This is a genomic window from Actinomadura formosensis (assembly GCF_050948385.1).
GTDB lineage: Bacteria > Actinomycetota > Actinomycetes > Streptosporangiales > Streptosporangiaceae > Spirillospora > Spirillospora formosensis.
In genome coordinates this window covers 3,740,047-3,759,137 of the sequence record NZ_CP192011.1, presented here as the reverse complement: position 1 = coordinate 3,759,137, position 19,091 = coordinate 3,740,047, and the positions used below count along the sequence as shown (strand labels likewise).

The window sequence follows — 19,091 nt, the reverse complement described above, 5'->3', positions numbered from 1 at the left end:
TAGAAAACGGAGCCTCGCTCTCACCGCCTGTGGGACGACTCCGGCCCGACGGATGTCGCGGGCCCTCTTCCGTGTCCGAAGTGTCCTGAGTCCGGCCGGGATCCCCGGCGTCCGGACCCTCCATGGTCACGGCCGCCACGCGCCGTCCGCGCGGGCCGTGGTCGCCGCGGCCGTCCCGGACCGGTAGCGTTCCGGGCAGGGAACGAGCGAACGAGGTGGGACGTGGCCCAGGAGACCCTCCCGGACCGGTCGCCGGCCACGGGCCACGGCGAGGGCTCCGGAGGCGCACCCGGCGACCCGGCGCGCACCGGCCGGTTCGGCCGGCTGCGCCGCGGTGTGCGCACCGGCGGCCGCGCCGGGTGGCGCCGCACCCTGCTCGCCGTCGGCGCCGGCCTGCTCATGTGGCAGGCGTTCCCGCCGTTCGACCTCACCCCGCTCGCCCCGGCCGGCGTCGCGCTGCTCGCCCTCGTCCTGCGCGGGCGGCCCGCCCGCACCGGCGCCTGGCTCGGGTTCGTCGCCGGCGCCGCGTTCTTCATCCCCGCCCTGGAGGGCATCTCCCGGATCGGCCCGGACGGCTGGATCCTCCTCAGCCTCGTCGAGGCCGCCTACTTCCTGCCGCTCGGCGCCGGGATCGCCGTCGTCACCCGGCTGCCCGGCTGGCCGGTGTGGACGGCCGCGCTGTGGGTCGGCCAGGAGTTCATCCGCGGCCGGGTCCCGTTCGGCGGGTTCCCCTGGGCGCGGCTGGCGTTCAGCCAGACCGCCACGCCGCTGACCCCGTACGCGTCCTGGGGCGGCGCGCCCCTCGTCACGTTCGTCACCGCGCTGGTGGGCGGTCTCCTCGCGTACGCGGCCGTGGCCGCCCATCGCGCCCGTGCGTCCCGCCGCGGGGGAGCGGACGCGCCCACCGCGCGGCGCGCCCTGGTGCCGGTCGCGGTCCCGCTGGCGCTGGTCGCCGCGGTCGCCGGGGGCGGGGCGCTGATCCCCGCGCCCGCGTCCGGGCGTCCCGTCACCGTCGCCGTCATCCAGGGGAACGTGCCGCGCACCGGCCTGGACGCCTTCGGCCAGCGCAAGGCCGTCCTGGACAACCACGTCAAGGCCACCCACGAGCTGGCCGCCAGGGTCCGCGCCGGCCAGGTGCCCCGGCCCGAGCTCGTCGTGTGGCCGGAGAACGCCAGCGACCTCGACCCCTACGCCGAGCCCGACGCCTACAGCGCCATCGACGGGGCGGTGAAGGACGTCGGCGTCCCCGTCCTCGTCGGCGCCCTCACCGACACCCCCGACGGGGAGAAGGTCGAGAACCGCGGCATCGTCTGGGACCCCCGCGGCGGCCCCGGCGACTACTACGTCAAGCGGCACCCCGTGCCGTTCGGGGAGTACCTGCCGTTCCGCGACATCCTCACCAGGCTCATCACCCGGTTCGAGCGGATCCCGCGCGACTTCGCCAAGGGCACCCGGTCGGGCGTGATGCGGCTCGGCCCGGCCACCGTCGGCGACGTGATCTGCTTCGAGGTCGCCTACGACAAGGAGGTCCGCGACGTGGCGCGCGGGGACGTCCTGGTCGTGCAGACCAACAACGCCACCTACGGCCGCACCAGCCTGCCGCCGCAGCAGATCGCGATGTCGCGGCTGCGCGCCGTCGAACATGGCCGTACGATCTTGGTTGCCGCCACCAGCGGGATCAGCGCGATCGTCGCCCCCGACGGCCGGATGCTCGGCGAGTCCCGCGAGTTCGTGCCCGACATCCTGGTCCGGACCGTCCCGGCGCGCACCGCGCGGACGCCCGCGGACCGGCTCGGGGCGGCGCCGGAGTGGGCGCTCGCGCTGCTCGGGCTCGGCGCGGTGTTCGCGGCGGCATGGACAGCCAGGAAGAACGAGGGGAATTGACACCGATGGAGATCCCAGCCGACCTCGGCCGGGTGCTCGTGATCATCCCGACCTACAACGAGCGGGACAACATCGAGCGCATCGCCGGGCGGGTGCGCGAGGCCGTCCCGTCGGTGGACGTCCTGGTGGTGGACGACGCCAGCCCCGACGGCACCGGCGAGGTCGCCGATGCGATGGCGGACCGCGACGAGCAGATCAAGGTCCTGCACCGCAAGGGCAAGGACGGGCTCGGCCCCGCCTACATCGCCGGGTTCCGGTGGGCCGCCGAGCACGGCTACGACGTCATGGTCGAGATGGACGCCGACGGCTCCCACCAGCCCGAGGAGCTGCCGCGGCTGCTCGCGGCGCTGGAGGACGCCGACCTGGTCATCGGCGCCCGCTGGGTGCCCGGCGGCAGGGTGCGCAACTGGCCGAAGCGGCGCGAGGCGCTGTCGCGCGGCGCCAACACCTACGCCCGGCTGATGCTCGGCATCCCGCTGCACGACGCGACCGCGGGCTACCGCGCGTTCCGCGCCGCGACACTGGAGAAGATCGGCCTGGACGAGGTCGACTCACGCGGCTACTGCTTCCAGATCGACCTGGCGCTGCGGGCGCTGCGGCAGGGCCTGCGCGTGGTCGAGGTGCCGATCACCTTCGTCGAACGCGAGCACGGCACCAGCAAGATGAGCCGGGACGTGATGGCCGAGGCGGCACTGCGCATCACCCAGTGGGGCATGGCCGACCGTGTCGGCAGGCTCCGCCCGCCCCGCTGAGATCCGCCGCCGGCGGGGCGTTCGCGGGGGAAACGTTCGGGGCCGCCGCGGCGTTGAACGGGGTGGAGGCTTTTCCGACCCGAAGATGGGGCCATGCTGCCGCTGCTGATCGTTCTGGGAGTCCTGCTCCTGCCGGTGCTGGAGATCTTCGTGATCGTCCAGGTCGGCGGGGTGATCGGCGCCTGGCCCACGGTCGGGCTGCTGCTCGCCGAGGCGTTCCTCGGCGCGTGGCTGATCCGGCGGGAGGGGCGCCGCGCCTTCGGCGCGCTCCACGACACCGTCCGCAGCGGCGTCCTGCAGGACCGCGACCTCGGCGACGCCGCCCTGGTCATGGCCGGCGGGATGCTGCTGCTGTTCCCCGGGTTCGTCACCGACGTGCTCGGGCTGCTGCTCGTGCTGCCGTTCACCCGCCCGCTCGTCCGGCGGTCGCTGGCGGCGTTCGCGGCGCGCCGGATGCGGGCGGCCGAGGACCGGGCCGCCGCCGTGTTCCCGCCCGGCCCCGGCACCGGCCCCTTCGGGCCGTTCGACGGGGGCCCGGAGCGTGTCGAGACCCCGCCGGGACCGGTGGTCCGCGGCGAGGTCATCCACGAGGACGACGACACGGCGTCCCGCGCCTGACCGCTCAGGCGTCCCGCGCCGCGAACACGGCGCCGCCCGCCAGCAGCGCCGCCGCCGCGTAGCCGGCCAGGACGCCGAGGCCCGCCCACGGCCCGATCGGCAGCCGGTCCAGGTCCCGCGTCGCCAGCCCCGCCAGCCCCGCCGGCATCGGCGCGACCTTGTCCAGCCGGTCCTGCCACACCGCACTCGCGGTGAGGCGGGTGACGACCGGGACGAGCCACAGCAGCGCCAGCACCGCCGTGATCGCCGCCGCCGGCTCCCGCAGCGCCGTCCCCACGCCGAGCGACAGCAGCGCCACCAGCACCAGGTACAGGACGGTCCCGGCCGCGGCCCGCGCCGTCGGCCCGTCCAGCGGCGACAGCGGCGGGTAGCCGTTCGCGGCGGTGAACCCGTTGCCGGGCAGCAGGCTCCGCCCGGCCGCCAGCGACGCCAGCACCCCGGCCGTCCCGGCGGCGGCCACGGCGCCCGCGACCACGGCGGCCTTGGCGGCCAGCACCGCGGCCCGGCGCGGGACGGCCGCCAGCGTCGCCGCGATCGTCCCGGTCGTGTACTCGCCGCCGACCGCGAGGACACCGACCGCGACCGCGGCGACCTGCCCGAGCCGGACGCCCGACAACGCCAGCTTCGGCGTGTCCTCCATGCACCCGGCGGGGCTCGCGCAGTTCGCGGTGTCCACCGACCCGGTCACCGCGGCGCCGACGGCGGCGGTCAGCCCGGCCAACGCGACGAGCGTCCACCAGACGCCCGGCAGCGTCCGCAGCTTCGTCCACTCGGCGTGCAGCGTGTTCGTCCACGCTCCCCGCGGGAGGACGGCCCTCCGCGCGCCCCGGTTCGCCCCGCTCACGCGTCCCTCTTCCGGATCAGCCATGCCGCCGCCGCCAGGGCGGCCGCCGTGTAGCCGCACAGCACCCCGAACCCGGCCCACGGGCTGATCGCCTGGTCGAACCGCGTCACCGTCCGCTGGATCGCGAACCCGGCCGCCGGGGTGAGACGCTCCAGCCACCGCGCCGCCGGCAGCGGCAGCCCCGTCGCGGCGATCTGCGGGACGAGCAGGACCAGCAGCACGACCGTGATCGCGGGCGCGCTGCGCCGCACGATCACCGCGACGGCCAGCGAGAACACCGCGATGACCGCCGGCAGCGCCGCCGTGCCGAGCACCGCGCGCAGCACCGCCTCATCCGCCAGCGACGGCGGCGACATGCCGTGCGAGCGCAGGACCGGCCCGGCGAGCAGCACCGACCCGAACGCCCCCGCCAGCCCCGCGGCCAGTGCCGCGAGCGCCGCCACGATCGCCTTGGCGGCCAGCACCCGGCCCCGGCGGGGGCTCGCCGCGAACGTCGTGCGCAGCATCCCGCGCCGGTACTCGGCCGTCACGAACAGCACCGCGAGCGCGATGATCGCCGCCTGCCCGATCAGGACGCCGGTGAGGGTCGTCCTGGTGATGTCGTCGGCGAACCGGTTGGGGCCGATGTCGCCCATCCCCTTGAGCGTGAACGTCCCGCCCGCCTCGGCGCGCCCGTCGGCGCCGGGATCGGCGGCGGGCCCGCCCGCACCGCCCCGGTCCTGCCAGGACGCGCCCGGCTGCGACGACGACACCGACACGTGGTCGAACATCGCCCGGGTGGCGCCGGGACGCCCGGAGACGGTCTCCCCGCCGAACTGCCGCCGCACCTCCACCGTGTCGGGCACGGCCACGAACATCCCGGCCGGCGCCTGCCGCGGCAGCCCCTCCAGCCGGACCGACCCGACCCGGCGCCAGGTCCGCCCGTCCGCCGAGTCGTAGCCGGTCACGGCCGTGCCGGAGCGGGTCAGCTTCAGCCAGTGCGGCAGCGCCGCCGTCCCGCCGCCCGCGCCGCCGCTCTCATAGCCGGTCTGCAGCCGGACGCCGTGCCCCGGCGTCACCATCAGCGCCGCGTACGGGGCGCCCCGCCGCGTGCTCTCCCGGATCATGAGGCCGGCCTTCGCCCACGCGCCGCCGTCCCGCTGGGACGTGACACGGGCGACGATCGATCCGTCTCCCGCCAGGGGCAGGTACGTGAAGTGGCCGAGGTCGATGATCTGGAGCCGGCCGGGATCGGCCGGGCCGTCCCCGGAGGCGGTCGATTCGCTGCCCGCCGCGGACAGCAGCGCCACCAGCACCGTCAGCGCGGCCGACGCCAGCAGGGCCAGCGGCCAGCGCGGGACGGTCCGCAGCTTGGTCCACTCGGCCCGCAGCAGCCCCCCGAACCCGCCGCGGGCGTCCGCCTGGACGCTGCTGCGGTACGAGGGCGCCGTGGTGGGGTCAGGGGCGGTCACCGGGCCTCCCGCCCGGTCACGGCCCGGAACTCCACCGCGTCCCCGGTCAGCTCCATGTACGCCTCCTCCAGCGACGCCCGGTGCTCGGCGATCCCGCTGAACGCCGCCCCGGCCTGCGTCAGCAGCGCGATGATCTGCTCGGACGGGATGCCCGCGACCGTCACCGCGTTCCCTCCCGTCGCCGTCACCGTGGCGCCCGCCCGCGCCAGCACCGTCATGACGTCCTGCCGCGCGGTGGTGCGCACCTCGACACGTCCGCGGGACGCCGCCTTCAGCAGGTCCCCGACGCTGGTGTCGGCGATCAGCCGGCCCCGCCCGATCACCACCAGGCGGTCGGCGCCGCCCTCCAGTTCGCTCATCAGGTGGCTGGACACCAGCACCGCGCGTCCCTCGGCGGCCAGCGACCGCAGCAGCCCCCGGATCCAGGTGATGCCCTCGGGGTCCAGCCCGTTGACCGGCTCGTCGAACATCAGCACCGGCGGATCGCCGAGCAGCGCGGCGGCGATCCCGAGCCGCTGCCGCATGCCGAGCGAGAACCCGCCCGCCCGCCGCCGGGCCGCGCCGCCCAGCCCGGTCAGCTCGATCACCTCGTCCACCCGCCGGGCGGGCAGCCCGCCCGCGTGCGCGAGCCACCGCAGATGGTCGCGGGCCCGCCGGGCCGGATGCACCGCCGAGGCGTCCAGCATCGCCCCGAGCCCGCACAGCGGTGTCCGCAGCGACCGGTAGGGCTTCCCGCCGACCAGCGCCGTCCCGCCGTCCGGCCGGTCCAGGCCCATGATCATCCGCATGGTGGTGGACTTGCCGGCGCCGTTCGGGCCGACGAACCCGGTGACCTGCCCGGGTCCGGCCGTGAACGACAGGTCGTCCACGGCGACGGCCGCCCCGTACCGCTTGCGCAGGCCGCGTACTTCGATCGTTGCCTCCATGCCCCGGGAGGCTACGGACGGCGGCGGCCCGCGGTCATCCCGCGGCGGGGCCGTCTTGGCGGGCGGGAACCGGGGGACGCGGCGTCCCTCCCGGGAGGGACGCCACCGGACCGCCGGCCGCGCCACAATGGCGTCCGTGGGGGAGATCGGCGGGCGGTCACGGTGGCCGGTGGCGGGTTCCTGCCTCGCCGTGGCCGGCGCCGTGGAGGCCGTCTACCGCACGCACGGCTCCGGTGCCGTCCTTTCGCTGGCCATTGTGGTGGACGTGTGCGCGACGCTCCCGCTCGTCCTGGCCCGCGACCGGATCACCGGCGCCGCCGCGACGATCACGATCACGGTCGCGGCCGCGGCCGCGTGCGTCCTGCACCGCGGTACCGCGCTCGCCGCGCTCGCCGCGCTCACGATCGTCTGGACCGCGCTGGTGCGGCGGCGGGTCCTGCGGCGCCGCGCGCGGGCCGCCGCGCTGGAGTCCTCCCGCCGCGCGTTCGAGACGACGCTGCTGGAGCACACGGCGCGCGGTGAGCGCGCCCGCATCGCCCGCGAGCTGCACGACGTCGTCGCCCACCACATCTCGATGATCTCCGTCCAGGCCGAGACGGCGCGGGGAGCATCCGGCTGATCGTCCGCGGGGACGTCGCCGCCCTCGACCCCGGGCTGGAACTGGCCGCCTACCGGATCGCGCAGGAGGCGCTGACCAACGCCCGCAGGCACGCACCCGGCGCCGCCGTCGACGTGGAGATCGAGTACGGGCCCGGTGCGCTGCGGGTGCGCGTCCGCGACAACGGTCCCGGCCCGGGCGGCGCACCCGCCGGGCACGGGCTGCTCGGCATGCGCGAACGTGCCGCCGCCGCCGGCGGCGACCTGCGCACCGGCCCCGGCCCGCTCGGCGGGTTCCTGGTCGAGGCGACGCTCCCGCGGGCGGCGCCGTGACCGTCCGCGTGGTGGTCGCCGACGACCAGGAGGTCGTCCGCGCCGGATTCGGGGCACTGCTCGGCACCCAGCCCGACCTGGCCGTCGTGGCGACCGCGTCCGACGGTGCGCGGACGCTTGAGGTGTGCCGCGAGCACCGCCCCGACGTCGTGCTGATGGACGTGCGGATGCCCGTCATGGACGGCATCGAGGCCACCCGCCGCCTCACCGCCGAACCGGACCCGCCCCGCGTCCTCATGCTGACCACGTTCGACCTCGACGAGCACGTCTACGACGCCCTGGTCGCGGGCGCCAGCGGCTTCCTGCTCAAGGACGTCACGGCCGAGCGGCTGTTCGACGCCGTCCGCGTCGTCGCCGCCGGGGAGGCGCTGCTCGCCCCCGCCGTCACCCGCCGCCTCATCGGCGAGTTCGCCCGGCTGCGGCCCCGCCCGCCCGCGGCCGGCGTCCTGGACGCCCTCACCCCGCGCGAGACCGACGTGCTGCGGCTGGTCGCCGCGGGCCTGTCCAACGCCGAGATCGCCGCCCGCCTGGTCGTGGGGGAGGAGACGGTGAAGACCCACGTCAGCCGCATCCTGCGTAAGCTCGGGCTGCGCGACCGCGTCCAGGCCGTCGTCACCGCCTATGAGAGCGGCCTCGTCCTGCCGCGCTCGGGCCGCTGACCGCGGACATGGGACGGGCCCGCACCGTCACCGGTACGGGCCCGTGCCCTTCGGAAACTCAGTCGCTCACGCGGACTTCCTGCGCCCCGCCCGCAGGATCTCCAGCCGCTCGGCGAGGACCTCCTCCAGATCCTCGACGGTTCGGCGCTCCATGAGCATGTCCCAGTGGGTTCGCGGCGGCTTACCCTTCTTGGCCTGGGGCAGCTCCCCGTCCACTCGCAGGGCCGTGGCGCCGCAGTTGCGACATTCCCAGGTCATCGGCACCTCGGCTTCGGCCGCGAGCGTCACGGTGAACCGGTGGCCTTTGGTGCAGGTGTAGTCCACCTCTTGCCGAGGGGCCAGATCGGTGTTGCGATCGTTCTCGTAGCTCGTCGCTCCGAGCCGGGTACCGCGAAGTGCGCGCTCGGCCATCGTCACGTGCCTCCCAGACGGCTTGCGGTCTTGCCCTGACCAACGCTGGATACCGTGACAAGATTCCCCGAACATCCGGCGTTCTAACCCCGGCGCCATACCCGCTGATCGGGGGGCGGCCGGGTCCCGGCCCGGGACTGCCGGCCGGTGCCGCCCGCGTCCGGCCGGAGATCGGCGGGCCCTCCCTAGACGCGGGAGGTGAGCACCTCGTCGACCAGGCCGTAGTCCTTGGCCTCCCCGGCGCTGAAATACCGCTCGCGGTCCAGGTCACGGCGCACGGTCTCGGGGGCGCGTCCGGTCGCCTCCGCGAGGATCGCCTCGGTCCGCTCGCGCAGCCGCAGCACCTCCCGCGCCTGGAGGTCCAGGTCGGTGGTGTAGCCGCGGGACACCTCGATCGCCGGCTCGTGCAGCAGGATCCGCGCGCCGCGCAGCGCCTGCCGCCGTCCCGGTGAGCCCGCCGCCAGCAGGATCGCCGCCGCCGATCCGGCCTGCCCGACGCATGTCGTCTCGATCTCGGGCCGGACGTAGCGCATCGTGTCGCAGATCGCCAGCATCGCCGTCAGCGACCCGCCCGGCGAGTTGATGTACAGGGCGATGGGCCGGTCGGGGTCCATGCCCTCCAGCGTCAGCATCTGCGCGGTGACGTCGTTGGCGCTGGTGTCGTCCACCGGCGCCCCGAGGAAGATGATGCGGTCCTCGAAGAGCCTGTTGTAGGGATTGGTGTCCTTGCGGCCGTGGCTCGTCCGCTCCTCGTACTCGGGGACGAGGTACCGCCGTTCCGCCCGTGTCATGTGCCCACCCGGTCGGTGTTGTCGATGACATGGTCGACGAAACCGTAGTCGCGGGCCTCCTCCGCGGTGAACCACGCGTCCCGGTCTCCGTCGGCCTCGATCTGTTCCAGCGGCTGCCCGGTGTGGAACGCCGTCCGCTCCGCGAGCGTCCGCTTGAGGTAGAGCGACTGCTCGGCCTGGATCCTGATGTCGGAGGCGGTGCCGCCGATCCCGCCGTGCGGCTGGTGCATCATCACCCGCGCGTGCCGCAGCGCGTACCGCTTGCCCCGCGTCCCCGCGCACAGCAGCGTCTGCCCCATGGACGCCGCCATACCCATTGCGACCGTGGACACATCGTTCGGGACGAACTGCATCATGTCGTAGATCGCCATCCCCGCGTCCACGACCCCGCCGGGCGAGTTGATGTAGATCGTGATGTCGCGTTTGGAGTCCCGCGCGGCGAGCAGCAGAAGCTGCGCGTTGATCCGGTTGGCGACCCGGTCGTCGATCTCGCTGCCGAGGAACACGATCCGCTGCGCCAGCAGCCGCTCGAACAAATGCGCGTCCGCGAGCTGCGGCGCCTCCGCCACGCCGGCCCGCGACCTCCCCACGAACGTCTCCGCCCACCGCTCGCCGTCCCATCGCCTCGGTTCGCCGCTCACGACCCCTCCTCGATCATCTGTACATTTCGTACGCTCTGTACGTAGGAGCGTATTGCTGAGCGAGAAGCCGGGCCAAGGGGAGATCGGATGTTTCGCTATACGATGAATCACGTGGATGTTCCGGTAACCGAAGCACGTGCCCAGTTCGCGGATCTGGTGAACCGGGTCGCCTACACCGGCGAGCCCGTCAAGCTCACGCGGCGCGGCAAGGTGATGGCCGCCCTGGTCACCCCGGAGGATCTGGAACTCCTGGAGGCGGTCCGCGCCCAGCGCCTCGACCTCCAGGTCGGCGGGACGGTCCCGCCGGGACAGCCGTCCCGGCCCGGGGAACGCCCGCAGCCGCAGCCGCCGATGCGCATCGCGGCCGAGTACCGCCCGCCGGGCTTCAACCGCTGACCTGTGATTCGCGTCGCCGCCGGATCTCGGTGAGCGGCTCGGGGACCTCGGCGCGGTCGCCGGGGATCCGGGCGCTGCTGTTCGCCGGGGTTGCGGAGTTGCGGGCGGATGCGGCGCGATGATCGTCAGGAGGTGGGGGCGGGGCGGGGGGCGTGCCAGAGGTCACGGGACCTCATGATGCGGCGCAGGGTGAGGAGATCGTCGGTCATGATGCCGTCGATGCCGAGGTCCAGGAGACGTTCCATGGCGGCGGGGTCGTTGACCGTCCAGGCGTGGACCTGCAGGCCGAGGCGGTGTGCCTGGGCGATGAACGACTCGGTGACGAAGGGGACGGGGCCGAGGCCGTAGGGGACCTGCGCGCAGGCGACGCCGGTGGCGGCGAGCCGGACGAGCTTGGCGGCGGGGCCGCCGTAGGAGATGGCGCGCAGCGCCATCAGGCCGCGCGGGCCGAGTGCCATGCACACGTCGTGGTCGGTGAACAGGGGGAGGCGGGCGCGCATCTGGGCCAGGCGGCGGGTGGAGAACGAGGTGATGCACACCCGGTCCCAGGCGTTGGTGCGGTGCAGCGTCGCGGCGAGCGGGCCGATGACGGGGGCGTCCTTCAGGTCGATGTTGACGCGCGCGTCGGGGAAGGAGCCGAGGACGTCCTCCAGCCGGGGGACGGGCTCGGTGCCGCCGATGCGGGCTTTGGCGACCTCGGTGTAGGGGAGGCGGGAGATGGCGCCCGTGCGGTCGGTGACGCGGTCCAGGGTGCGGTCGTGGAAGGCGACGACGACGCCGTCGGCGGTGGCGTGGGCGTCGGTCTCCAGGTAGCGGTAGCCGAGGTCGACGGCGCGCTGGAACGCGACCATCGAGTTTTCGGGCAGGCCGGCCGCCCCGCCGCGGTGGGCGAAGGGGATCGGCCCCGGGTGGTCGAGGAATTCGTACGGGCGACGCACCCGTCCGATTATGGCGGACCTTGTGATCAACACCGACCTTACTGTGTAAAGGGCCGGGCCGTGGTGCTACCGTCGCCCCGCGATCGATCAGCGAAGGAGCACACGCACATGGCGGACATGGACGACTACCGGGCGACATTCGAGCTCGTAGACGTGGACGGTGACGGCTACATCTCCACCGGCGAGCTGAAGAACCTGATGAGCAGGCTCGGCCAGGACATCACCGGCACCCGCGCGGTGGAGGTGGTCGTGGCCGCCGACGCCAACCGGGACGGCAAGATCTCCCTGGAGGAGTTCACCGCCCTGATGGAGCGGGCGGCCCGCCACTGAGCGTCAGGCCGGCGGGCGCCGGAGCTTGAGGGCGTTGTCGGTGCGGGTCATCGTCCGCCCGTCCGGGGCGGTCTGGAGGCGTTCGTGCTCGTCGCTGAGCAGCACCTCCCATGCGCCGTCCGGCAGGCCCAGCGACTTCAGCACCTCGTCCGGGGTGGGCAGGTGCACGTCGGGATGGGAGTCGGGATCCCACGGCGGAGGCCCGGCGTGGCCCACGATGAGCAGGACGCCGCCGGGCGCGACGGCCGCGGCGGCGGCCCGCAGGACCCGGTCGCGGGGCATGGCCGTGGGGGAGTGCAGGAACTGCGCGGAGACCAGGTCGAACAAGCCCTCCGGGAAGGATGCGGCCAGGTCGCGCCGCTGGAAGTCGATGCGGTCGGCGACGCCCGCGGCGGCGGCGTGGCGGGCGGCGCGGTCGAGCGCGACCCCGGAGATGTCGGTGGCGGTGACGCGCCAGCCCTGCCGCGCGAGCCAGATCGCGTCGGCGCCCTCCCCGCAACCGAGGTCGAGGGCGGTGCCCGGTGTCAGCCCGGTGACCTCGCGGACGAGGACGGCGTTGGGGTCGCCGCTCCAGATGTGGTCGCGCTCGGCGTAGCGGGCGTCCCAGAATTCCTGGTCGGTGGTGGAGTCGTCCATGCCCCGATGGTGCGCCGTGACCAGGGCCGAAGGCGAATTGCGTTGCCGTTCCGGCAACGCAGGCAGCAGTGCCGCGACGGCGATGGCGGGGGCGGCGGCGAGGGCGTAGCAGAGCGGCAGGGGCAGCACGTCCAGGAGCACGCCGGTGGCGGCCGTCCCGCCGGCCGCGCCGAGGTTCAGCGCGGTGTTCACCCAGGCCGCCGCGCGGGTGCGGGCGCCGGGCGGTGCGGACGCGTCGGCCAGCAGGTAGGCGGTGGTCAGCGTCGGGCCGATGAAGAGCCCGGCGGCGCACGCCATCGCGGTCAGCGCGGGGGTGGACGGCGCGAGGCCCGCCGCGGCCAGGGCGAGGCCCAGCGGGCAGAGGAGCGCGGCGAGCCGGCCGCGCCCGGGAAGGGAACGGCTCAGGCTGCCGTGGGCGAGGCCGCCGAGGGTGCTGCCGACCCCGAGCGCGGCCTCCACCCAGGCGACCGCGGCGGGCTGGTGGTGATGCCGGGTGAACGCGACGGCGAGCAGGCCGGTCGAGCCGAGCACGACGCCGGTGGCCGCGGCGGCGACGGCCGGGGCGAGCGGGATCACGCGCCGTCCCCTGGAGTGTGCGGACGGCCGCGGCCGCAGCACCGGGGAGGCGATCAGCCCGGCGGTTCCGGCGGCCGCCAGGACCGCGCTGAGCGCGATCCCGAGGGACGGGACGGCGACCGCGGCCAGCAGCCCGGCAAGGAGCGGCCCGGTGACGAAGACGAGTTCTTCGCTGACGGTGTCGAGGCTGTAGGCGCGCCGGAGCAGCGGCCCGTCCGGCAGGAGGACGTTCCAGAGCGTGCGCATGACCACGCCCAGCGGGGGAGCGGTGACGCCGGCCGTGGCCGTCAGGGCGGTCAGGATCGGGAGCGGCGCGCCGGGGCGCCAGGTGAGGGCGGCCAGCCCGGCGAGGCTGAGCGCGTAGGCGGCGGTCATCGGCGGCAGCGCGCGGCGGGGCCCGTGCCGGTCGATGAGCCCCGCGCGCAGCGGTGACAGGACGGAGACGGCGAGGCCGAGCAGGGCCATGAGGCCGCCGGCCCGGGCGTAGGAGCCGGTGGCGGTGGTGAGGGCCAGGGTGAGCGACAGGAAGACCGTCCCGTAGGACAGCCGTCCCAGCAGTGCGGGGGCGAAGGTGCGGAGGGCGTGCGGTGCGCGCAGCACGGCCGCGTACGACGGTGTCACGAGAGTGTTCCTCAGAAGAAGCCCGTTGAGGGGCGGTTCACGGGGACGCCGGAGGCCGCCGCGGCGTTCTGCGGCGGCGGGGCGTCCTACGCACAGACGAGGAACTGCACGGGGTGATCGTAGCGCGGGTCAGGGATGGGTGAGGCGCCAGGTGTCGGGGGAGCGGCAGGCGTGGGCGAGGCCGCGGATGGTGGCGCGGGCCGGGTCGGGGGCGATCGTGATCGAGAGGGACATCTCGGCGGTGAGCCGTCCGGGCAGGGACGGCAGCCGGGCGCCGCCGCCGGTGAGCAGGAGGCCGCCGTCGCGGGCGGTGCGGCGCAGCGGGGCGGGCAGGTCGGCCAGCAGGTGGTGGACGTTCGCGGCGAGCCGTTCCCGGACGTAGTCGGGCAGCCGGGGGAGGGTGTGCCCGGCCTGCCGTTCGGGGACGTACTGGATGGCTCGTGCGCAGTGCACGCGTCCCCGCATGATGACGGCCGCTTCGACGATCCCGGCGCCGATGTCGAGGACGAGCCGGGGCCGCGGGTCGCCGACGCCGATGCCGGCGCCGATGGCGGCGGCGAGGGGCGCCTCCATGGTGCGGACGGGGCACTCGGCGGCGGCGCGGACGGCGCCGGCCGCGCGGCCGAGCTGGGTGCCGCTGGCGGCGGCGGGCACGGCGAGCAGCACCTGCCGGGGCCGCACGCCGGCGCCGGCCGCCAGCAGTGTCAGCCGGGCCAGCCGGGTGCAGGCCGCGGCGTCGGTCACCATGCCGTGCTCGATGGGGCGGGCCGGGCCCGCGCCGGCGCGGCGGCGCCCGGCGGTGCCCGGAGGTGATCGTCGACCGCGGACGGGCGGTCGACGATCACCTCCAGGGCGGGCAGGGTCGCGCGGATGCGGCTGCTGCCGAGGTCGAGGGCGGCGCGCGGGCCGTCCGGGGCCGCCGGCGGTGCGGTGGTCACCGTCGCCGTTGCTGGCATCCGACGCAGCGGCGCGCGTACGGGATGATCTCCAGGCGGCCTTCGGGGATGGGCTTGCGGCAGTCCCCGCACAGGCCGTAGGTGCCGTCGTCGAGGCGGATGAGGGCGGCGTCGATCTCCTCCACGTTGCCCTGGAGGGTGCCGCGGCGGGCGAGGGCGGCCTCGTCGGGTGCGCCGGTGGCCTCGGCGTCGAGGAGGGCCAGCTCTGCGATGCGGGTCCGGCGCTCCTGCTCCAGCAGTTCGCGGGCCTGCCGGGCCGCCGCGCCGCCGGGCGGGTACCCTCCGGGCACGCCGTTGACCACGCTGTTGACCGTCATCGCGATGGGCTCCCTTCGGTCGCCGGGAAAATACGTGGCGAACCTCCACCATGGGACAAGCGGGCACGGCCTGCCATGGGGTGTGGCACCCATTTGCGGGGGGCGTGAGGGTGCAGGCGGGTCAGCCGCTCCATTCGCGGCGGCGGGCCTCGGCGAGGGCGATGGCGGTGGCGACGGCGACGTTCAGCGAGCCGACGCGCCCGATCTGGGGGATGTAGGTGACGGCGTCGGCGGCGGCGAGCAGGGCGGGGGAGCAGCCGTGGTCCTCGCCGCCGACGGCGAGGCAGACGTCGCCGTCCAGCGGCGCCTCGTGCAGGGGGACGGCGTCGGCGGTGAGCTCGACGGCGACCAGGCGCAGGCCCTCCTTGCGGATGGCGGCGGCCGCCTCGGCGGGTGTTCCGGCGTGTTCCCAGGGGACGAGCCGGTCGGTGCCGAGGGCGGTCTTGGCGACGCCCCGGTGGGTGGGGGGAGTGGCGTTGCCGGCGAGCCAGAGGTGCTCGACGCCGAACACGGCGGCGCTGCGGATGATCGAACCCATGTTGAACGGCTGGGTGACGGACTCGACGAGCAGGCCGAGGCGGGCGCCGGTGCGGCGGCGCCAGTCGCGGTTGAGGCGTTTGACGTCGGTGGGGCGCAGTTGCCGGCGGCCCTGGGTGTGGTCGTGGGTGCTCATCGGGTGGGGCCTTCCGTGCGGGACGAGACGCGCAGGACGCGGTAGGCGGACCGGGAGGCGATCCGCTCGGTGGGGAAGCCCTGGGCGGTCAGCCACCGCTGGAGGGAATCGGAGCCGAGGTGCTTCTGGACGACGAGGTGGGCGAGCCCGCCCGGGGTGAGGCGGGGGAGCCAGGTGAGGAGGAGGTCGTGCAGGGCGGCCTTGCCGATGCGGATCGGCGGGTTCGACCAGATCGCGGTGAACCGCAGCGCGGGGTCGATCTCGTCCGCCAAGCTGAACCTTACATTGTCAAGGCCGGCGGCTTTGGCATTACTCTCAGCGTTTTCCAACGCACGCCGGTTCACATCAACACCCCAAACCGTCGCCGACGGCGAACGCTTCGCCAGGGTGAGGGCGATGGGGCCGTATCCGCAGCCGAGGTCGAGCAGGTTCCCCTCCTGCGGCGGCGGGGGGACGGTCTCCAGCAGGACGCGGGTGCCGGGGTCGATGCGGTCGGGGGAGAACACGCCGCTGTCGGTTTCGAGCCGCAGGTGCAGGTCGGGCAGGACGAGGTCGACGGTGCGGCGCCGGCTGGCGGCCTCGGGCCGCTCGGCGAAGTAGTGATCCCCCACGTCCGCCGACGCTATCAGTGCCCGCGGCTTGGACGGGCGCGGTCAGGGCGGGCCCGGATCAGGGCAGGCGGGAGAACCAGGCGAGGGAGACGCCGCCGGCGCCGAGGGCGAACAGCAGCGCGAGGCCGATGTAGCGGGCGGCGACGTCGCGGTGCTCGGTCTTGAAGCCGAGGGAACTGCCGATGTTGGTGTACACGTCGCGGAGCTGGCCGGCGTCGGCGGCCTCGTAGGCCCTGCCCTCGGTGCTGTCGGCGAGGGTCTTCAGCGTCTCCTTGTTGACCGAGACGCTGGTGGTCTCGCCCTCGATGTCGACGGTGCCGTACGGGGTGCCGAACGCGATGGTGGAGACGGGGATGTGGGCGACGCGGCTGGCGTCGATGGCCTCCTGGACGGACCGCCCGGTGGTGTTGTCCCCGTCGGACAGCAGAACGATGTGGGCGGGCGGCGGGTCCTGCCGGGCCTCGGCGTCGAAGGACCGGACGGCCTGCAGGGAGGTGAAGACGGCTTCGCCGATGGCGGTGCGCTTGGCGAGGACGAGCTGGTCGAGGGAGGCGATGGCGGCCTCCCGGTCGGCGGACGGCGCCGCGACGAGGTTGGCGCTGCCGGCGAACGCGACGACGCCGACGTTGAAGCGTCCAGGGAGGTCGCCGATGAACTTCTTGGCGGCGGCCTTGGCGGCGTCGAGGCGGCTGGGGGAGACGTCGCGGGCCATCATCGACAGCGACACGTCGACGGCGACCATGATGGTGGCGCGGTCGCGGGGGACCTTGACGGAGCTGGCGGGCCGCGCGAACCCGATCATCATCAGGGTGATCATGATGAGGAACAGGGCGGCGGCGACGTGTCGGCGCCAGCCGGGCCGCCGTGGGGCGACCTGGGACAGCAGCGCGAGGTTGGTGAAGCGGACGGCGTACCGGCCGCGGCGCAGCTGCGCGAGCAGGTAGCCGGCGGCCAGCAGCGGCAGGAGGCCGAGCAGCCAGAGGCGTTCGGGTGACAGGAAGGTCATGGGCGCACTCCCGCGGTGGTGACGGGCCGGCCTGCGGCGCGGCGCTGGCGGAGGGCGAAGCGTGCGACGTCGGTGATCCAGTCGCGGTCGGTGCGCAGGACGAGGTGGTGGGCGCCGCAGCGGCGCAGGGCGGTGCGGGTGCGCTCGCGCTGGGCGGCGGCTGCGGCGGCGTACCGTTCGCGGACGCGGCGGCTGAGCACGATCTCGTGGACGGTTCCGGTCTCGGGGTCGGCCATCTCGACGAGTCCGACGTCGGGGAGGTCGAGTTCGCGGGGGTCGATGATCTCGATGGCGAGGACCTGGTGGCGGGCGGCGAGGCGGCGCAGGGGGCGTTCCCAGCCGGGCCGGCCGTGGGGGCCTTGGCCGGGGTCGTCGCCGTCGGGGGTGAGGAAGTCGGAGATGATGACGCGCAGGCCGCGGCGGGTCTGGCCGCGGTCGAGGGCGGTGATGGCGGCGGCGAGGTCGCGGGGTGCGGTGGGGACGGTGCGGGCCCGGCCGTTGCGGGTGTCGTGGGCGGACTGGGCGTCCAGGACGGTCTGCAGGAGGGCGTGGAGGGCGGCTTTGCCGGTGCGGGCGGGCCAGCGGCGCATCCCGTCGGTGTGCAGGAGGTAGGCGCCGGCGCGGTCGCCGAGGCGGACGGTGAGGAAGCCGACGGCGGCGAGGGCGGCGACGGCGAGGTCGCGTTTGATCATGGTGCCGGTGCCGAAGTCCATGCTGGGGGTGAGGTCGACGAGGGCCCAGGCTTCGAGTTCGTGGTCGGCGACGAGGTCGCGGACGTGGGGGGTGGTGGTGCGGGCGGTGACGGCCCAGTCCATGTGGCGGACGTCGTCTTCGCCGGGCTGGTAGAGGCGGGCTTCGGCGAGTTCGGTGCCGGGGCCGGGGAGCAGGCCGAGGTGTTCGCCGTTGAGCAGGCCGTCGAGGCGGCGGGTGACCTGGAGTTCGAGGCGGCGCAGGGTGCGTTCGGGGGCGAGGTGGGCGAGTTTGCCGTCGCGCCGGCGCCGGCCCGTGGTGCGCCCGGTGTTCATGCGGTGGTCACCGCCGCCGCTCCGTGGTTCCAGACGACGCGGGGTGGGGGGACGGCGGTGAGGATCTGGGTGATGACGTCGGCGGGGTCGATGCCGTCGGCGAGGGAGTCGAAGGTGAGGACGAGGCGGTGGGCCATGACGTCGCGGGCGACGGCGTGGACGTCGTCGGGCAGGACGTAGTCGCGTCCGGACAGCAGGGCGAGGGCGCGGGCGGCGGCGACGAGGCCGAGGGTGGCGCGGGGGCTGGCGCCGATTTCGATGACGCCGCGCAGGTCGGGCAGGCGGTACTGCTCGGGTTCGCGGGTGGCCATGACGAGGCGGACGATGTAGTCGGCGATGAGTTCGTGGACGGAGACCTCTTCGGCGGCGCGTTGGAGTCCGGCGAGGTGGTCGGTGTCGAGGAGTTGGGCGGCTTCGGGTGGGTCGACGCTCATCCGCTGGAGGATCTGGAGTTCTTCGTGGGCGGCGGGGTGGCGGACGTCGATTTTCATGAGGAAGCGGTCGCGCTGGGCTTCGGGGAGGGGGTAGACGCCTTCGGATTCGATGGGGTTCTGGGTGGCGAGGACGATGAAGGGTTTGGGGAGGGGGTAGGTGTTGCCGCCGAGGGAGACCTGGCGTTCGGCCATGACCTCCAGGAGGGCGGACTGGACTTTGGCGGGGGCGCGGTTGATTTCGTCGGCGAGGACGAAGTTGACGAAGACGGGGCCGAGTTCGACGTCGAATTGTTCGGTGGAGGGGTGGTAGATGCGGGTGCCGACGATGTCGGAGGGGACGAGGTCGGGGGTGAACTGGAGGCGGGCGAAGGTGCCGCCGACGACTTGGGCGAGGGTGCCGACGGCGAGGGTCTTGGCGACGCCGGGGACGCCTTCGATGAGGCAGTGGCCGCGGGCGAGGAGTGCGACGATCATGCGTTCGACCATGTGGTCTTGGCCGACGATGACTTTTTTGACTTCGGTGAGGGTGTTTTGCAGGAGTGCGGCGGCGTCGTCGACATCCGTGGCGGCGATGGTCATGGTGGCAGTCCCCTCGCTGTCCCTGGTGTGCCTGTCCGTCGTGTGCCGGTGGGCGCCTTAAGACCCTACCGATCACCTGTACCCGT

Annotated in this window: 24 protein-coding genes; 8 read left to right on the top strand and 16 right to left on the bottom strand. The window is 74.4% G+C overall.

Going from position 1 to position 19,091, the window contains the following annotated elements; genetic code table 11:
- The first annotated feature begins 222 nt into the window (after window positions 1-222).
- From lnt to ACQP1N_RS17835, 3 genes are all read left to right on the top strand, one after another.
- A complete protein-coding gene (lnt, locus tag ACQP1N_RS17845; protein WP_433225340.1) occupies window positions 223-1,884 on the top strand; it encodes an apolipoprotein N-acyltransferase in 1,662 nt (553 codons plus the stop codon).
- A gap of 5 nt (window positions 1,885-1,889) precedes the next feature.
- Entirely contained in the window at window positions 1,890-2,636 is a 747-nt protein-coding gene (locus ACQP1N_RS17840; RefSeq protein WP_067801981.1) for a polyprenol monophosphomannose synthase, read from the top strand.
- Between the two features lie 93 nt (window positions 2,637-2,729).
- Window positions 2,730-3,254 (top strand): FxsA family protein, encoded by a 525-nt coding sequence (locus ACQP1N_RS17835; RefSeq protein ID WP_433225337.1) that lies wholly within the window; start codon window positions 2,730-2,732, stop codon window positions 3,252-3,254.
- A gap of 4 nt (window positions 3,255-3,258) precedes the next feature.
- Here ACQP1N_RS17835 and ACQP1N_RS17830 read toward each other — a convergent pair whose 3' ends face one another.
- The 3 genes from ACQP1N_RS17830 to ACQP1N_RS17820 are packed head-to-tail and all read right to left on the bottom strand — an operon-like array spanning window position 3,259 to window position 6,475.
- Complete coding sequence (locus ACQP1N_RS17830; protein ID WP_433225335.1) at window positions 3,259-4,098, bottom strand: ABC transporter permease; 840 nt, start codon at window positions 4,096-4,098, stop codon at window positions 3,259-3,261.
- Complete coding sequence (locus tag ACQP1N_RS17825) at window positions 4,095-5,549, bottom strand: ABC transporter permease subunit (protein ID WP_433225333.1); 1,455 nt, start codon at window positions 5,547-5,549, stop codon at window positions 4,095-4,097. Before ACQP1N_RS17825 ends, ACQP1N_RS17830 begins: the two co-directional genes overlap by 4 nt.
- Window positions 5,546-6,475 (bottom strand): ABC transporter ATP-binding protein, encoded by a 930-nt coding sequence (locus ACQP1N_RS17820; protein WP_433225331.1) that lies wholly within the window; start codon window positions 6,473-6,475, stop codon window positions 5,546-5,548. The genes ACQP1N_RS17825 and ACQP1N_RS17820 overlap by 4 nt, the downstream gene beginning before the upstream one ends.
- A gap of 136 nt (window positions 6,476-6,611) precedes the next feature.
- On the opposite strand from ACQP1N_RS17820, the gene ACQP1N_RS17815 reads away from it, so the two are divergent.
- Genes ACQP1N_RS17815 through ACQP1N_RS17805 form a run of 3 tightly spaced genes read left to right on the top strand, consistent with a single transcriptional unit; the run spans window position 6,612 to window position 8,064 of the window.
- The gene (locus ACQP1N_RS17815; protein WP_433225329.1) at window positions 6,612-7,094 is read left to right on the top strand and encodes a histidine kinase dimerization/phosphoacceptor domain-containing protein; all 483 of its coding nucleotides are present in this window, start codon (window positions 6,612-6,614) and stop codon (window positions 7,092-7,094) included.
- Window positions 7,085-7,405, top strand: coding sequence for a sensor histidine kinase (locus ACQP1N_RS17810; protein ID WP_433232744.1), 321 nt, complete (start codon window positions 7,085-7,087; stop codon window positions 7,403-7,405). The genes ACQP1N_RS17815 and ACQP1N_RS17810 overlap by 10 nt, the downstream gene beginning before the upstream one ends.
- Window positions 7,402-8,064 (top strand): response regulator, encoded by a 663-nt coding sequence (locus ACQP1N_RS17805; RefSeq protein WP_433225327.1) that lies wholly within the window; start codon window positions 7,402-7,404, stop codon window positions 8,062-8,064. The genes ACQP1N_RS17810 and ACQP1N_RS17805 overlap by 4 nt, the downstream gene beginning before the upstream one ends.
- A gap of 66 nt (window positions 8,065-8,130) precedes the next feature.
- Here the strand turns inward: ACQP1N_RS17805 and ACQP1N_RS17800 are convergent, their stop codons facing one another.
- The 3 genes from ACQP1N_RS17800 to ACQP1N_RS17790 all read right to left on the bottom strand — a co-directional run bounded on the left by ACQP1N_RS17800 (window position 8,131) and on the right by ACQP1N_RS17790 (window position 9,835).
- Window positions 8,131-8,475: an RNA polymerase-binding protein RbpA gene (locus tag ACQP1N_RS17800; protein ID WP_067802035.1), complete on the bottom strand. Its 345-nt coding sequence runs from the start codon at window positions 8,473-8,475 to the stop codon at window positions 8,131-8,133.
- Between the two features lie 185 nt (window positions 8,476-8,660).
- Window positions 8,661-9,266: an ATP-dependent Clp protease proteolytic subunit gene (locus ACQP1N_RS17795; RefSeq protein WP_067801966.1), complete on the bottom strand. Its 606-nt coding sequence runs from the start codon at window positions 9,264-9,266 to the stop codon at window positions 8,661-8,663.
- Entirely contained in the window at window positions 9,263-9,835 is a 573-nt protein-coding gene (locus tag ACQP1N_RS17790) for a ClpP family protease (protein ID WP_275938304.1), read from the bottom strand. Before ACQP1N_RS17790 ends, ACQP1N_RS17795 begins: the two co-directional genes overlap by 4 nt.
- Window positions 9,836-10,018: 183 nt before the next feature.
- Here ACQP1N_RS17790 and ACQP1N_RS17785 point away from each other — a divergent pair, with 183 nt between their 5' ends.
- Window positions 10,019-10,303 carry a type II toxin-antitoxin system Phd/YefM family antitoxin gene (locus ACQP1N_RS17785; protein ID WP_174548878.1) on the top strand — a complete coding sequence of 95 codons (285 nt, stop codon included), beginning with the start codon at window positions 10,019-10,021 and terminating at the stop codon, window positions 10,301-10,303.
- A gap of 125 nt (window positions 10,304-10,428) precedes the next feature.
- Here ACQP1N_RS17785 and ACQP1N_RS17780 read toward each other — a convergent pair whose 3' ends face one another.
- The gene (locus tag ACQP1N_RS17780) at window positions 10,429-11,241 is read right to left on the bottom strand and encodes a glycerophosphodiester phosphodiesterase (RefSeq protein WP_067801962.1); all 813 of its coding nucleotides are present in this window, start codon (window positions 11,239-11,241) and stop codon (window positions 10,429-10,431) included.
- Between the two features lie 108 nt (window positions 11,242-11,349).
- Between ACQP1N_RS17780 and ACQP1N_RS17775 the strand changes: the two genes are divergently transcribed.
- Window positions 11,350-11,571: an EF-hand domain-containing protein gene (locus tag ACQP1N_RS17775; protein WP_433225324.1), complete on the top strand. Its 222-nt coding sequence runs from the start codon at window positions 11,350-11,352 to the stop codon at window positions 11,569-11,571.
- A 3-nt stretch (window positions 11,572-11,574) separates the two neighbouring features.
- On the opposite strand, the gene ACQP1N_RS17770 is transcribed toward ACQP1N_RS17775, so the two are convergent.
- From ACQP1N_RS17770 to ACQP1N_RS17730, 9 genes are all read right to left on the bottom strand, one after another.
- Window positions 11,575-13,404, bottom strand: coding sequence for an MFS transporter (locus ACQP1N_RS17770; protein ID WP_433225322.1), 1,830 nt, complete (start codon window positions 13,402-13,404; stop codon window positions 11,575-11,577).
- 129 nt (window positions 13,405-13,533) lie between these two features.
- Window positions 13,534-14,151, bottom strand: a complete 618-nt coding sequence (locus tag ACQP1N_RS17765; RefSeq protein ID WP_433225320.1) for a rod shape-determining protein — start codon at window positions 14,149-14,151, stop codon at window positions 13,534-13,536.
- The gene (locus ACQP1N_RS17760) at window positions 14,145-14,342 is read right to left on the bottom strand and encodes a hypothetical protein (protein ID WP_433225318.1); all 198 of its coding nucleotides are present in this window, start codon (window positions 14,340-14,342) and stop codon (window positions 14,145-14,147) included. The genes ACQP1N_RS17765 and ACQP1N_RS17760 overlap by 7 nt, the downstream gene beginning before the upstream one ends.
- Window positions 14,339-14,677, bottom strand: a complete 339-nt coding sequence (locus ACQP1N_RS17755) for a TraR/DksA family transcriptional regulator (protein WP_067806258.1) — start codon at window positions 14,675-14,677, stop codon at window positions 14,339-14,341. The genes ACQP1N_RS17760 and ACQP1N_RS17755 overlap by 4 nt, the downstream gene beginning before the upstream one ends.
- A 121-nt stretch (window positions 14,678-14,798) precedes the next feature.
- The gene (locus ACQP1N_RS17750) at window positions 14,799-15,350 is read right to left on the bottom strand and encodes a TrmH family RNA methyltransferase (RefSeq protein WP_067806255.1); all 552 of its coding nucleotides are present in this window, start codon (window positions 15,348-15,350) and stop codon (window positions 14,799-14,801) included.
- A complete protein-coding gene (locus ACQP1N_RS17745) occupies window positions 15,347-15,961 on the bottom strand; it encodes a class I SAM-dependent methyltransferase (protein WP_433225315.1) in 615 nt (204 codons plus the stop codon). The genes ACQP1N_RS17750 and ACQP1N_RS17745 overlap by 4 nt, the downstream gene beginning before the upstream one ends.
- A 58-nt stretch (window positions 15,962-16,019) precedes the next feature.
- Complete coding sequence (locus ACQP1N_RS17740; RefSeq protein WP_433225313.1) at window positions 16,020-16,967, bottom strand: VWA domain-containing protein; 948 nt, start codon at window positions 16,965-16,967, stop codon at window positions 16,020-16,022.
- Window positions 16,964-17,992, bottom strand: a complete 1,029-nt coding sequence (locus ACQP1N_RS17735) for a DUF58 domain-containing protein (protein WP_084263435.1) — start codon at window positions 17,990-17,992, stop codon at window positions 16,964-16,966. The genes ACQP1N_RS17740 and ACQP1N_RS17735 overlap by 4 nt, the downstream gene beginning before the upstream one ends.
- Complete coding sequence (locus tag ACQP1N_RS17730) at window positions 17,989-19,005, bottom strand: AAA family ATPase (RefSeq protein WP_067806246.1); 1,017 nt, start codon at window positions 19,003-19,005, stop codon at window positions 17,989-17,991. The genes ACQP1N_RS17735 and ACQP1N_RS17730 overlap by 4 nt, the downstream gene beginning before the upstream one ends.
- Window positions 19,006-19,091 lie beyond the last annotated feature (86 nt).